10 protein-coding genes are annotated in these 13,395 nt (G+C 70.6%); 8 read left to right on the top strand and 2 right to left on the bottom strand.

Annotation, left to right across the window (positions count from 1 at the left end; genetic code table 11):
• The first annotated feature begins 448 nt into the window (after window positions 1–448).
• From HIR71_RS14320 to HIR71_RS14295, 6 genes are all read left to right on the top strand, one after another.
• Window positions 449–1,813 carry an ISL3 family transposase gene (locus HIR71_RS14320; RefSeq protein ID WP_249051890.1) on the top strand — a complete coding sequence of 455 codons (1,365 nt, stop codon included), beginning with the start codon at window positions 449–451 and terminating at the stop codon, window positions 1,811–1,813.
• Between the two features lie 88 nt (window positions 1,814–1,901).
• Window positions 1,902–2,609 carry a hypothetical protein gene (locus HIR71_RS14315; RefSeq protein ID WP_169325747.1) on the top strand — a complete coding sequence of 236 codons (708 nt, stop codon included), beginning with the start codon at window positions 1,902–1,904 and terminating at the stop codon, window positions 2,607–2,609.
• A 617-nt stretch (window positions 2,610–3,226) separates the two neighbouring features.
• Entirely contained in the window at window positions 3,227–3,592 is a 366-nt protein-coding gene (locus HIR71_RS14310; RefSeq protein WP_169325746.1) for an alpha/beta fold hydrolase, read from the top strand.
• 349 nt (window positions 3,593–3,941) lie between these two features.
• Complete coding sequence (locus HIR71_RS14305; RefSeq protein WP_169325745.1) at window positions 3,942–5,462, top strand: glycosyltransferase family 2 protein; 1,521 nt, start codon at window positions 3,942–3,944, stop codon at window positions 5,460–5,462.
• A gap of 67 nt (window positions 5,463–5,529) precedes the next feature.
• Window positions 5,530–6,996: a glycoside hydrolase family 26 protein gene (locus HIR71_RS14300; protein ID WP_249051889.1), complete on the top strand. Its 1,467-nt coding sequence runs from the start codon at window positions 5,530–5,532 to the stop codon at window positions 6,994–6,996.
• A gap of 41 nt (window positions 6,997–7,037) precedes the next feature.
• Window positions 7,038–8,462 (top strand): UDP-glucose dehydrogenase family protein, encoded by a 1,425-nt coding sequence (locus tag HIR71_RS14295; protein ID WP_169325743.1) that lies wholly within the window; start codon window positions 7,038–7,040, stop codon window positions 8,460–8,462.
• A gap of 268 nt (window positions 8,463–8,730) precedes the next feature.
• Here the strand turns inward: HIR71_RS14295 and HIR71_RS14290 are convergent, their stop codons facing one another.
• Window positions 8,731–10,188 (bottom strand): HNH endonuclease signature motif containing protein, encoded by a 1,458-nt coding sequence (locus tag HIR71_RS14290; RefSeq protein ID WP_169325742.1) that lies wholly within the window; start codon window positions 10,186–10,188, stop codon window positions 8,731–8,733.
• Window positions 10,189–10,433: 245 nt separating this feature from the next.
• On the opposite strand from HIR71_RS14290, the gene HIR71_RS14285 reads away from it, so the two are divergent.
• Complete coding sequence (locus HIR71_RS14285; RefSeq protein ID WP_169325741.1) at window positions 10,434–11,408, top strand: epimerase; 975 nt, start codon at window positions 10,434–10,436, stop codon at window positions 11,406–11,408.
• A 21-nt stretch (window positions 11,409–11,429) separates the two neighbouring features.
• On the opposite strand, the gene arr is transcribed toward HIR71_RS14285, so the two are convergent.
• A complete protein-coding gene (gene arr, locus HIR71_RS14280; protein WP_169325740.1) occupies window positions 11,430–11,846 on the bottom strand; it encodes an NAD(+)--rifampin ADP-ribosyltransferase in 417 nt (138 codons plus the stop codon).
• Window positions 11,847–11,990: 144 nt separating this feature from the next.
• Here arr and HIR71_RS14275 point away from each other — a divergent pair, with 144 nt between their 5' ends.
• Complete coding sequence (locus HIR71_RS14275) at window positions 11,991–13,391, top strand: UTP--glucose-1-phosphate uridylyltransferase (RefSeq protein ID WP_169325739.1); 1,401 nt, start codon at window positions 11,991–11,993, stop codon at window positions 13,389–13,391.
• The last annotated feature ends 4 nt before the right edge of the window (window positions 13,392–13,395 follow it).

Here is a 13,395-nt window from a genome sequence, read left to right as displayed (position 1 = left end):
AGAGGCGTTCCGGCGTTGACCGGGACCGACCCGACCACGATGAACCCACCGGCGAGCCCGAGGCAACCGCCACATCCCAGCGCCATCTTCCCCACCCACGATGCGCCCGCAGGGCGCTCAAATGCTCTGCCGAAGCGCGATGGCCAGCTCTACGTCTACGGGGCCTGCACCGACGAGGGCCGATGTCAAGCCGTCGCACACCACCCTGCGGGACGCCACTCGCGCTCCTCGACCGACACACGTCAAACGGTTCTGGGGCCGGGCGTGGGTCACAAAGCGCATCACTGGCAGTCACACTATTGTGCCCTAAATGTTATATCGATCGCCAAACGGGCTCTTCCTACCTGGGGTGGGTGTGAGCGACTCGCGGTGACGGGCTGACCTGGAGACGGGTCGAGGCCTTCCAGAGTTCGGAGCGACCAAGCTCCCGAGCCGGAAGGCCTCGACGATGTCCGAGCCTACGGTGTGCCGTCGTGCGCGCCCGTGCCCAGATTCCTCCTACTGCGAGTCCTGCGACCTGTTGGTCGGCCTTGAGGGGTTCCACGTCATCGAGGTCGCCCGTCTCGAGGCCGGGTTGCGGGTGGTGGTGGAGTCTGCGCGGCAGATGATGGGCTGCCCGACCTGCGGTGTGATCGTCGGTAGCCACGGCCGGCGCGATGTGCATCTGGTCGACGTGCCCTGCTTCGGCCGGCCGGTCGAGCTTGTCTGGCGCAAGCGGACCTGGCGCTGCGAGGAGGCCCTGTGTGCGACCAAGTCGATTACCGAGCAGCATCACAACCTCGCGCCACCCCGGGCTCTGTTGACGGTGCGGGCCGCATGGTGGGCGATCAACCAGATCCGCCGCGAGCACGCCAGCGTCGCGGGCCTGGCCCGTCAGCTCGGCACGAGCTGGAACACGGTGTGGACCTCGATCAAGCCCCTGCTGGAGGCGATGGCTGCTGATGAGACCCGCTTCGCCGGTGTCTCCACCCTCGGGGTCGATGAGCACGTGTGGCACCACGTCTCGACCCGACCGGTCGCTGAGGGTGGGCGTGGCCCGAAGGAGCTGACCGGCATGGTCGATCTGACCAGACACCCAGACAGGAAAGGGAAACCACGTGTTCGGGCGCGGCTGCTGGATCTGGTCCCCGGACGATCTGGACCCGCGTACGCCGACTGGCTCAAGGCTCGCAACACCGCGTTCCGCGACGGCATCACCGTGGCGACCCTGGACCCGTTCCACGGCTACAAGAACGCCATCGTCGATCAGCTCGAGGACGCTGTCGCGGTCGCCGACGCGTTCCACATCGTCAAGCTCGGCGGCGCCGCGGTCGACGACGTGCGCCGCCGCGTCCAACAAGACGTCCACGGCCACCGCGGCCGCAAGGGCGACCCGCTCTACGGGATCCGGTTGATCCTGCGCTGTGGTGCCGAGAAGCTCACCGACAAGCAGAAGCGCCGACTCGACCAGGCGATCGGTGCCGACGAACGCTACGAGGAGGTCTACGTGGCCTGGCTCTGCGCTCAGCGGCTCCGAGAGGCCTACCGGTGCGAGAACCTCCGCGAGGGCCGCAAGATCGCCGAGAAGGTCCTCACCTCCTTCCTCACCTGCCCCATCCCCGAGATCAGACGTCTGGGCAAGACGCTCAAGCAGTGGCAGGCACCGTTCCTGGCCTACTTCGACACCGCCCGCTCCAACAACGGCGGCGCCGAAGCGATCAACGGACTGATCGAGCTCCACCGCCGCGTCGCACGCGGCTTCCGCAACTACGACAACTACCGGCTACGCATGCTGCTGGTCGGCGGCGGACTCACCCACTCCCACCTCAAGTAGGAAGAGCCGCCAAACGGCCCCGGACCGTGTCTGGCAGCCTTCGGAAATCGAGGGGCGGAGATGCCGTCACGGGTACAGGAGGTGCCACATGCGACGCTGGAAGTTCTTGGCGCTACTCACGTCAGGCGTTATGGCCGCAACTGCGGTAGCAGCGCCCGCTGGGGCTTCAACTGCTTTCACGGACGAGGCTGCGCAGGAGATGCGCGACCAGATGGCAACACTCGGAATCGATGCATTGACGAGCGATGCGTTGATCACGAAGCTGGAGAGCGGCGTTCTGCCCGACTCGATGAGCCCGGGCGCTACGCCTGTCTCGACCGAGACTGTTACCCGCCCCGGAGGGACCGAGACACGACAGGTCTATGCCGATGGATCCGTTAACGAAGTGACGGTCCAGGCGCCTCGCGTCATGACCGTCAAGGACCCCCTCGCGCAGTTGCAGGGGGCCTTCATCTCAGAGTGCTATCGCTCGTCGTCCGGCTCGTACGTCTACTACTCCAATTGCAAGGTGGAGTACAGTGGTATTATGATGTACGACAGTTTCCGCGCTGACTACAACGTTTACAAGGGAACTACGGCGAGAATCTCGAATGTTTACAGTCATTCGATCCTTGTCTTCGGCGGAACGTACTCGAACGTTCAACTGACACGGCCGCGAACTACTCAGAGTGGGTCGCTGCCTGCAGTCGGGCGCCTTCAGTACTCCGTCCAGCCGGGAGGGGTTCTCCCGATGTCGTTCACGACGTGGACCGAACTCCGTGTGAAGGGAACCTCCGCTACTGTCCACATCGGCTGACGAAGAGAAGGGTCGGAGAGCATGCTGAGGACCTCAGAGATCTACCTCATCGTCGCGGTGCTGGTAGTCGTCTTGGTGATCGCACTGCTGTGGCGGTGGATCGCTCTGACGCGACGGCGTAACCGATCGAGGCGCATCTCTAACAGGTAGTCGCTTCGCACGTGGACAACGTTCGCCCTCCGGGCACCGCAGCATCGCACGGGTGTCCGGAGGACAAACGGTTGCGAGTCCGCGACGCAGCCGCACCGATGCGCCGGCGAGAGTGGGGCGCCGGTTCCTGAGGCCCGGCTGGACCGCACGGACGATCCCGCTCCGGCCCGACGCGGAGGGGCGAGGTGGTCGCGACCCTGGTGCGGCGCGACGTCGTCGGGCCCCCACGTGGAGCCGTGCGGTACGTGCACGGGTTACCGACGCCGTCGTGCTCAACAGACCGTGGTTCGAGCTGAACCGTCCGCAATTCTACCGGGGGCCGGTGACCCGCACGCTCGACGTGGTCAGGCGGGTCGCGCCCACGCTCGTGATCGGCGATCGGGGCCGACGACGGCAGGAGCCTCCACCGTGAGTCGGGCGGTGCGTGGGACTTCGACCTCACCTGGAAGCCGCACCAGGGCTTCCCCGTGCGCGCCGGGTGGCTGCGCACCGTGCGACGCGCGCACCGGCGGATCGCCCAGGGCCTCGAGATCGACGTGCCCGTGCTGGTCTGCTGCTCGACGGCGAGCGGCCCCTACGACCGCTGGCACCCCGACCTCGGGACGACCGACAGCGTGCTCGGCGTCGAGCACATGGTGGCGCGGGCACCGGGTCTCGGGCCTGACGTGACGATCGTGCAGATCCCCGACGGCGTCCACGACCTCGCGTTGTCAGGTCCCGTCGCGCGGCAGCGCTTCTTCGACGAGATGTTCGCGTGGACGGCGGCACGGGTGCGCCCGGAGCCGGGCGCCGGGCGCGACGCCGGTACGTCGGATTCCATGCAGCCGCATTGACCGAAGTGCGTCCCCCCGTCCTGATTGCCCTGGCACCCATTTCCGCGCATACCTGGACATACATCCAGCCGCGCGTGTGAACCTCGCAACAATTCTCGGTAACAGAGCCGATTTCGCTTGGTCATCGGGCCCATGACCAGTGATGGTTACACCAATCCCGCGGCTCCACCGAGCGGGAGGTCCACCGCCGCCGCAGGGGGCTGAGGCGGTCCGGTCCGGAAACCATCCGGAGACCTGGCCGAGCCACGTCCTGCGACACGTCGGGCGGCTCGCGCCGCCCATCGCCGCCTCGCCGACGTCGCCGAGAGCTCGGTCGCATCCCCACTGGCTCCGATCCCCCGAGGACAGCGTGTTCATCTTCATCCTGCAGCTCCGTCACATGCTCGACGAGCGCGCGGAGTTCTACCTCTTCGCCGTGTTCTCCGGCCTCGTGTGGCTCCTGTGGCTGCTCAAGGTCGTGATCTCACGCCGCTACCGCCCGTTCACCGGCGACCACCACGCCACGACCAGCGTCATCGTCCCCGTGGTGGACGAGCCGCTCGACCTGTTCCGTGACGTGCTTCGGCGCGTCACCGAGCAGCGCCCCGACGAGGTCATCGTCGTCATCAACGGCGCGCCCAACCCCGGGCTCCAGGGCGTCTGCGAGGAGTTCGCCCCGCTCGTCCGCTGGGTCCACACCCCTGTGCCGGGCAAGCGCAACGCCGTCAAGATCGGCACCGAGCTGTCGCGCTTCGACATCACCGTGCTGCTCGACTCGGACACGGTGTGGACCGACGGCACGCTGTCCGAGCTGGTGAAGCCGTTCGCGGACACCTCGATCGGCGGGGTCACGACCCGGCAGCGGATCCTCGAGCCCGAGCGCAGCTGGATCACCCGCTGGGCCGACTGGCTCGAGAACTCCCGAGCGCTCTACTCGATGCCCGCCCAGTCGGTGCTGGGTCAGGTCGGCTGCCTCCCCGGCCGCACGATCGCGTTCCGCCGCGAGATCCTCATGCGCGTCATGGACAAGTTCATGACCGAGCGCTTCCTCGGGGTGTTCCTCGAGGTCTCCGACGACCGCACGCTGACGAACCTCACCCTCAAGGAGGGGTACCGGACCGTCTACCAGCACACGAGCCTCGTCTACACCGACGCTCCGCTGCAGGTGAAGAAGCTGTTCAAGCAGCAGCTCCGCTGGGCGCGCGGCAGCCAGTACAACACCCTGCGCATGCTGCCGTGGATGCTCGGGCACGCGCCGATCCTGGCCCTGTTCTTCCTCGCCGACATCGTGCTCCCGTTCCTGCTGATCGGGACGATCGCGGGCTGGGTCTACCGCTCGGCGACCGGGACGGGCGTCAACCTCTACGAGGCGATCCTCGAGACGCAGGGCACCCAGGCCGGCTGGTTCTGGGTCCTCGGGCTCATGGTGGTGTCGTCCGTGCTGTCCATGGCGGTCCGCCAGATCCGCCACCTGCAGGAGGTCCCGAGCGACTTCTTCCGCCTGCCGATCTTCATCATCGTCTCGACGTTCTTCCTCATGCCGGTCCGCCTGCTCGGGTTCCTGCGGATGGCGCACGCGAGCGGCTGGGGCACCCGGGCCGGCGCCTACGCCGGTGGCGGCAGCGAGGTGTCGGGCGGCGCGACGTCGGGCAGCGACTCCGCCGACCTCATGCAGCAGCTGGAGTCCCTGCCCGACGACGCCCCCGTCGACGTCGTCGACCGCCAGACCGCGGGCGGCGGGCTGGCCGTCCGCACCCGCCGGGAGACCCAGGCCCCTGCGGCCGCGGTCGCCGCCCCGGCCCCGCGCCGTCGTCGGCCCAACCCGCTCGCGGCCATCCCCTACGCGATCGCCGTCGTCATCTTCGCCCTGGAGGCACTGCTCTATGTCTGATCACACGACCCCCGCAGGCGCCACCGCCCCCACGGGCCGCGCCTGGTGGGCCCCGACCATGGGCCGGATGACCGTCCGCGCCCGGATCGCGACGGCGATCCTCGCGGCGGCGCTGGTCGTCGTCACCGTCGTCGTCTGGAACTCGCCGGCCGTGAGCACGCTCGTCGGCGCCGAGGACGCACCCCCGACCGCCGAGGAGCTGCGGCTCGCCCGGGAGAACGAGGAGCTGCAGCAGGCGCTGTGGTCGGCCGAGGGCCTCAACGAGTCCATGCAGAAGTCGCAGGCGAAGGCCCAGACCGAGCGGCAGGCGCAGCGCGAGGCGCAGGAGGCCGCCGAGGCGCAGGCCGCCGCCGACCGGTCGGCTGCCGAGCGAGCCGCTACCGACGCGCAGGCGAAGGCAGACACGTCGCGCCGCACGAGCACGAGCACGAAGGACACCTCCTCGCGCTCGTCCGGCCGGTCCGGGTCGGGTGCGGGCGCGGCGCGCAACGCCGCGGCCACCGCACCCGTCGCCGAGACGGGACCCACGCTGCCGAGCGCGCCGAGCAAGGCGGAGCTGCTCAGCCCCGCGACGCGCTACTACGGCATGTACACCGAGCAGGCGCCGTTCAACTGGGCCACGTTCGACGACACCGCGACGCAGGTCGGGCGGCTGCCCAGCATGGTCGGCTACTTCGGCGGCTGGGACCAGGGCTTCCGGCCCGACGCGGTCGTCCGGGCGTGGGAGCGCGGCATGCTCCCCCTGCTGACGTGGGAGTCGCGCCCGCTCACCGCCGCGAACGACCAGGTGGACGACCCGCAGTTCAGCCTGCCGGTGATCCTCGCCGGCTCGTACGACGAGTACCTGCGCCAGTACGCCCGCGACATCAAGGCGCTCGGGCTGCCCCTGGCGATCCGGCTCAACCACGAGATGAACGGCACCTGGTACCCGTGGTCGGAGGTCGACGGCAAGGGTCAGTCGATCAACGGCAACAGCCTCGGCGACTACGTCAAGGTCTGGCAGCGCGTGCATGCGATCTTCGAGCAGGAGGGCGCCAACGACCAGGTCATCTGGGTCTGGTCGCCGAACATCGTCAACAACCTGCCCTCGTCGAAGCAGAGCCTCGAGGCGCTCGCCGGGCTGTACCCCGGCGACGGGTTCGTCGACTGGGTCGGGGTGTCGGGGTACTACCGGCCGCCGTACAAGGACGGCCAGGTCCCGACGTTCGAGTACACGTTCGACCGGAGCCTCGACCAGCTGCGCCGACTGAGCGACAAGCCGATCCTGCTCACCGAGGTCGGCGCGTCCGAGATCGGCAACAGCAAGCCTCAGTGGGTCGACAGCTTCTTCGCGGGCCTCGCCGCACCGGAGAACGCCGACATCATCGGGTTCAGCTGGTTCAACCTCGCCGTCAGCACCTGGGCCGGTGGTGAGCTGCTCACCAACGACTGGCGAGTGGACTCCCGACGCGACTCGCTCGACGCCTTCGTCACGGGCATCGCCACCCCGGCCGCCCGCATCGGTGGCCTCCCGCTGAACAGCCCCACCTCCTGAACATTCACCCCCTGAACACCCACCTGCTGAGGAACACGATCATGACCAGCAAGAAGACCACCCCTGTCACCGCGGCACACACGAGCGCCGACGTGAACGCCGATGTGAACCCCGATGTGAACGCCGATGTGAACGCCGACGCTCGGCCGAGGATCAGCGTGTTCGGCACGGGCTACCTCGGCGCGACGCACGCGGTCGCGATGGCCGAGCTCGGCTTCGAGGTCGTCGGCGTCGACACCGACGCCGACAAGATCGCCTCGCTCGCCCTGGGCAAGGTGCCGTTCTACGAGCCCGGACTCCCGGAGCTGCTCGAGAAGCAGCTCGCGTCGGGCCGTCTGACCTTCTCGACCGACCTCGCCCAGGCCGCGGCCTGGGGCGACGTGCACTTCATCTGCGTCGGCACGCCGCAGGAGAAGACGAGCCACGCGGCCGACCTGCGGTTCGTCCGCTCGGCGGCGACGGTGATCGCGGAGAACCTCACCAAGGACGCCCTCATCGTCGGCAAGTCGACCGTCCCGGTCGGCACGGCCGCGGCGCTGCGCGAGCTCGTCGCGACGCTCGTCCCGGCGGGCGTCGAGGCCGAGCTCGTGTGGAACCCCGAGTTCCTGCGCGAGGGCAAGGCGGTCGAGGACACGCTGCACCCCGACCGCATCGTGCTCGGCGGCGTCACCGACCGGTCCGAGGCACTGCTGCGCGAGGTCTACGCGGCGCCGATCGCCGAAGGCACCCCGGTCGTTGTCTGCGACCTGCCGACGGCAGAGCTCGTCAAGGTCAGCGCCAACGCCTTCCTCGCGACCAAGATCTCGTTCATCAACGCGATCGCGTCGGTCTGCGAGGCCGCGGGCGCCGACGTCACGGTGCTCGCCGACGCGCTGGGCCACGACGTCCGCATCGGTCGCCAGTTCCTCAACGCGGGCCTCGGCTTCGGCGGCGGCTGCCTGCCGAAGGACATCCGGGCGCTCATGCATCGCTCGAACGAGCTCGGTGCCCACCGTGCGGCGCAGCTGCTCCAGCAGGTCGACGAGATCAACATGGGCCAGCGCGAGCGCGTGATCCAGATGGCCATGGACGCGTGCGGCGGCTCGGTCCTCAACCGTCGCGTCGGCGTCCTCGGGGCGGCGTTCAAGCCCGAGACCGACGACGTGCGCGACTCGCCCGCGCTCAACGTGGCGGCCGCGCTGCACCTGCGCGGCGCGCAGGTCACGGTGTTCGACCCGCAGGCCGGTGACACGGCCCGCCGGAGCTTCCCGACGCTGTCGTACGCGACCTCGGTCGACGAGGCCGTGGAGGGCACCGACGTCGTGCTCATGCTGACCGAGTGGGACGAGTTCCTCGTGGCCGACGCCGCGCGGCTCGCCGCACTCACCACGGTCCCGCGCATGATCGACGCGCGCGGCAAGCTGCGCCCGGCGCAGTGGCGTGCGGCGGGCTGGCAGTTCGCCGGGCTCGGTCGCACGGCGGCCTGAGCGAGGCCGCTGCACCAGCACGGCGCTGCACTGCACTGCTGCACGACGGCGAGGGCGGTCTCCCGAACGGGGGGCCGGCCCTCGGCCCGTCGCAGGTCGCGCGGACGTTGTGGCGAGCGACCGAGTCGATCAGTCGGCGTCGCGAAGTGCCGGTCACCCCGCCCGGTCAGGCTCGGGACCGTGCAGTCGATCTCTGCGACGCACGAACTTCGACAGCACGACGCCCGCGACCCCGGTGATGCACGAGTGGGCGCTCGGGTAGGAGTCGTCATTGTCGCAAGGGCAAGCCGTGGCGGTCGGTGAAGTCCCACCCGCCGCCGTCCGGTCTCCACCGGATCTCGGTTCCTTGTTCGTGGACGCGTTCGTGGTGGTGCCAGCACAGCAGGACGCCGGTGGTGGCGTCGGTGCTGCCGTGGTCGCGGGCCCAGTGCTCGGTGTGGTGGGCCTCGCAGCGTCGTGGTGGGGCGTGGCAGGTGGGGTACTGGCAGTGCTGGTCGCGAGCGACGATCGCGCGGCGCAGGTGCCCGGTGTACGTGCGACGCGTCCGGCCGACATCCAGCAGCTGGGAGTCGGGGCCGAAGACGATCCGGGTGACCTCGCTGTCGCACAGCAGCTTGTCGAGCACAGCGCGCGGAACCGGGTGGCCGTCCTCGAACACCGCCGGCGCGGGCCGCGCCGCGGGCCGCGGAAGGCGTGGTCCGTCGGGCGTGGCGCCGTGCCCTGCGCAGGTACCTGCGACAACGGTTGCCTCCGCGGCTGCGCCTACGCGTGCGGGCGGGGATGCGGGTGGGGGTGCGGGCACGGGTGCGGGCACGGGCGCGGGGTGGCCGGTGACGGTGAGCAGGGTGGGGTAGTCGACCAGGACGCTCAGGTGCGGCCGGACCACGGCGCCCGCGCCGGCCAGCCCTTCGTCGAGGGTGATCCTGGCCAGGTCATGGAGAGCGGCGGCGCGGCGCTGACTGCTCGTGCGCATGTCGTCCGCCGCGGGGACCCCGGTCACCGCGTCCAGGGCGACGACCAGCGCCTGGCCGTGCTCGACGGTCAGGAACCCGGACAGGTGGCACCCGCCGGTGGTCGGGGCCAGGTCGAAGAACTCCCGCTCGGCCGCGTCCTTGTACCCACGGTCGTCCGCGTCCGGGTCGGCCGCCGCCGCCCACCGGCGGGCCAGTACGCGCAGCCGGTCCGGCCCGACCACCCGGGCCTGCCCGACCAGAAACTCCTCGTTGCACGGGTGAGAGGCGTCGGCCAGCACCTCACGCCTGGCAGCGCTGGTCGCCGCGACGCTCGTGAGGATCTCCGCCGCCTCCACGCTCACCCGCTCCGGCCCGGCGGCGACCACGGCGGCCGCCGTCGCGGGCAGCTCGTCGCGTAGCGCCCGACCCAGCCGGGTCATCCGCCTCGCCCGCCCCACGCCGACATCCGCCCGCCGCGCCACCCAGGCCGGGAACGACCTGGCGCCCGACGTCGCCCACAACCCGTCCGCCTCGATCACCGGCAGCACCTGGACAGCGACCGCCGCCAACCGATCCGCCAGCTCATGCACCACACCGAACAGCTCGACAGCCTGCGCGCTGGACAGATCCCGCGCCTGCACCCCGGCCAGCGTCTCCACCGCCGCGGCGATCGCCGCCACCTGCTCACCGACCAGCCCACCCACCGTCGAGCGCCCCAGCGCCCCGGCGCCCTCGCGGCGCGACCCGGACGTCCCATCAGCGTCGATGTTCACCGGACCCCTTCCGTACGAGAAATACCCGGCCTGCGTTCTCGAAGAAACTCTAGACACCGCCACTGACATTCGCCGCTATCGCAGGGAAAGGAGTATCAATGTCCACCAGCGCCTCAGCGAACCTGTGGATGAATGCACATTTTCATCGCCTGTGGAAACCGCGCCAGGCACCGTTCCCTGTGTTCGCCCGTGTCCGCCTGCGCCGCCTACCGCCACGCGGTCGACGGGCCCTCTACGCTGCCGGGGTGAAGGTCGTCATCCCGGGCGGTACGGGCCAGGTCGGTGCGGTGCTGCGGCGGGCCTTGGCGGCGCGCGGTGACGACGTCACGGTGCTGAGCCGCCGGCCCGAGCAGCTCGAGGACGGCGTCCGCCACGCCGTCTGGGACGGCCGGACCCTGGGCGCGTGGGCGGACGAGCTCGACGGCGCCGACGCCGTCGTCAACCTCGCGGGGCGGAGCGTCAGCTGCCGCTACACCGATGCGAACCTGCGGCAGATGATGGACTCCCGGGTCGACTCCGCGCGCGTGGTGGGTGAGGCGATCGCTCGCGCCGCGCGACCGCCCGCGGTGTGGCTGCAGATGAGCACGGCGACGATCTACGCCGATGCCCGCAGCCGGGCCGACGACCTGCCGCACGACGAGACGAACGGCATCCTCGGCGGCGAGGAGCCCGACGTCCCCCTCTCCTGGGAGTACAGCGTCCGCATCGCCCGTCGGTGGGAGGCCGCCCAGGCAGAGACCGAGGTCCCCGCCACCCGCCGCGTGGCCCTGCGCACGGCCATGGTGATGACACCAGACCGCGGCGGCGTCTTCGACTACCTGTCCTGGATGGCGCGGCTCGGGCTCGGAGGGCCGGTCGCGGGTGGTCGGCAGCACGTGTCCTGGATCCACGGGGGTGACTTCGTCCGGGCCGTGGAGCTGCTCCTCGAGCGAGAGGACCTCGCCGGGCCGGTCATCGTCGCCGCGCCGGACCCGGTGCAGCAGCGCGACCTGATGCGCTCGCTCCGGGCTGCGTGGGGCGGACGCCCTGGGCTGCCCGCCACCCGGTTCATGGCGGAGGTCGGGGCGTTCACGCTGCGCACCGACACCGAGCTCCTGCTGAAGAGCCGTCGCGTGGTGCCGCGCCGCCTGCTCGACGCGGGGTTCACCTTCGCCCACCCCACCTGGGACGAGGCGGCCCGGGCCCTGGTCGCACAGGCTCGTGCACGACGGCGTCCCTGAGGCCTCGAGAGCAGCCGGCGGTCAGTCCTCGATCGCCTCGATGCCCTGCCGCTCGAGCTCCGCGAGGTGGTCGCGCATGTGCCGGAGCACGTCGGGCGGGTGCCCCTCCCAGTCGGCCACCTCCCCGACGACGCGCAGCGGGTCCCTGGTGCGGTACGAACGCGTGGGGTTGCCAGGGAACCTCTGGTCCGTCAGGTTCGGGTCGTTCTCGAGCGGGCCCGTCGGCTCCACGCGGTAGACCCGACCTCGACCCTCGCCCACGGCGAGCTCGGCCCCCCAGACCGCCGCGTCGAGCGTCGCCGTCAGGTAGACGTAGCGCGCCGTCCTGCGCCTGCCGTAGTTCGAGCTGCGGCCGGGGGCGAGCACGTTCCCCACCGCCAGCGCCGCCTTCGTGCCGTGGAAGAACGGCCCGGGGTCGTCCACCGCTGCGTCGTCCACCGCTGGGTCCTCCGCCGCGGTCGGCTCGTCCTCCAAGCGCACCCCCCGTCGTCCTGACCGCTCGTGCGAGCCATCCTGCCGACAGGCCGCTCCCCTGGCCACGTCCGACGGCGTCGTGGGTGAACGCCACCTAGCATCGGTGAGGTGCGCACCGACGGCCTGGCCCTGTCCCGACAGAAGATGCTCGACGGCGACGTCCCGCAGACGGCGATCGAGGTCTTCTCCCGCTTCTACCGGATGCTCGAGACCGGGGCGACCGGCTCGATCCCCGAGTCCGACATCGACGGCATCACCGACGCGCCCTCGCTCTCCGACCTCCAGGTCACGGACGACGACGCCCGCGCGGCCCTCGCGGTGACCGCGGTCATCAAGCTCAACGGGGGCCTCGGCACGTCGATGGGCCTCGACCGCGCCAAGTCGCTGCTGCGCGTGCGCGACGACGCGACCTTCCTCGACGTCATCGCCCGCCAGGTGCTGGCCGTGCGCAAGGACTCGGGCGCTCGGCTGCCGCTCGTGCTCATGAACAGCTTCCGGACGCGCGACGACACCCTGGCCGCCCTGGCCGCCTACCCCGACCTGCCGGTCGACGGCGTCCCGCTCGACTTCCTGCAGAACCGCGAGCCCAAGCTGCGCGCGGACGACCTCACCCCCGTCGAGTGGCCGCAGGACCCGAGCCTCGAGTGGTGCCCGCCGGGCCACGGCGACTTCTACACGGCGCTCTACGCCTCCGGCGCGCTGCGCAGCCTCCTGGACGCGGGGTTCCGCTACGCGATGGTGTCGAACTCCGACAACCTCGGCGCCACGCCCGACGCCCGGCTCGCGGGCTGGTTCGCCGCGACCGGCGCCCCGTTCGCGGCCGAGGTCGTGCGGCGGACCCCGGCCGACCGCAAGGGCGGCCAGCTCGTGGTGCGCAAGGCCGACGGGCGGACGATCCTACGCGAGACCGCCCAGACGCTCCCCGACGACCTCGCCACGGCCATGGACCCCGCGATCCACGCGTTCGTCACGACCAACAACCTGTGGCTCGACCTGCAGGCACTCGACGCCGAGCTGGAGCGCACCGGCGGGGTCCTGGAGCTGCCGCTGATCCGCAACGAGAAGACGGTCGACCCCACCGACAAGACGTCCACGCCGGTCGTGCAGATCGAGTCGGCGATGGGGGCGGCGATCGAGGTCTTCGAGGGTGCCGCCGTGGTCGAGGTGGACCGGTCGCGGTTCCTACCGGTGAAGACGACCAACGACCTGCTCGTGCTGCGCTCGGACGTCTACCGGCCGACGGACGACTACCGGCTGGTCGCGAGCGGCCCCGCCCCGTTCGTCGACCTCGACAAGCGGTTCTACGCGCTGGTCGACGACTTCGACCGGCGGATCCCGGTCGCGCCCTCGCTCGTCGAGGCGGCCTCCCTCCGCGTGGAGGGCGACTGGAGCCTCGGACGCGGCGTCGTCGTCGTCGGCGAGGCCGTGCTGCACGACGCCGGATCGCCGTCGCAGGTGCCCGACGGCGCGCGGGTGGGCCCGTCAGGCGTCGCGGCACCCGCGGGCTGAGCGG

Origin of the sequence: Cellulomonas fimi (genome assembly GCF_012952065.1) — a bacterium.
Classification (GTDB): domain Bacteria; phylum Actinomycetota; class Actinomycetes; order Actinomycetales; family Cellulomonadaceae; genus Pengzhenrongella; species Pengzhenrongella fimi_A.
The sequence above is the reverse complement of the archived record's forward strand: the minus strand, read 5'-3'. Positions and strand labels throughout refer to the sequence as shown.

What these genes read in the sequence shown, in the direction of transcription:
- HIR71_RS14320 (WP_249051890.1), top strand. Translation starts at nt 449, where the DNA reads ATGTCCGAGCCTACGGTGTGCCGTCGTGCGCGCCCGTGCCCAGATTCC.
- HIR71_RS14315 (WP_169325747.1), top strand. Translation starts at nt 1,902, where the DNA reads ATGCGACGCTGGAAGTTCTTGGCGCTACTCACGTCAGGCGTTATGGCC.
- HIR71_RS14300 (WP_249051889.1), top strand. Translation starts at nt 5,530, where the DNA reads ATGACCGTCCGCGCCCGGATCGCGACGGCGATCCTCGCGGCGGCGCTG.
- HIR71_RS14295 (WP_169325743.1), top strand. Translation starts at nt 7,038, where the DNA reads ATGACCAGCAAGAAGACCACCCCTGTCACCGCGGCACACACGAGCGCC.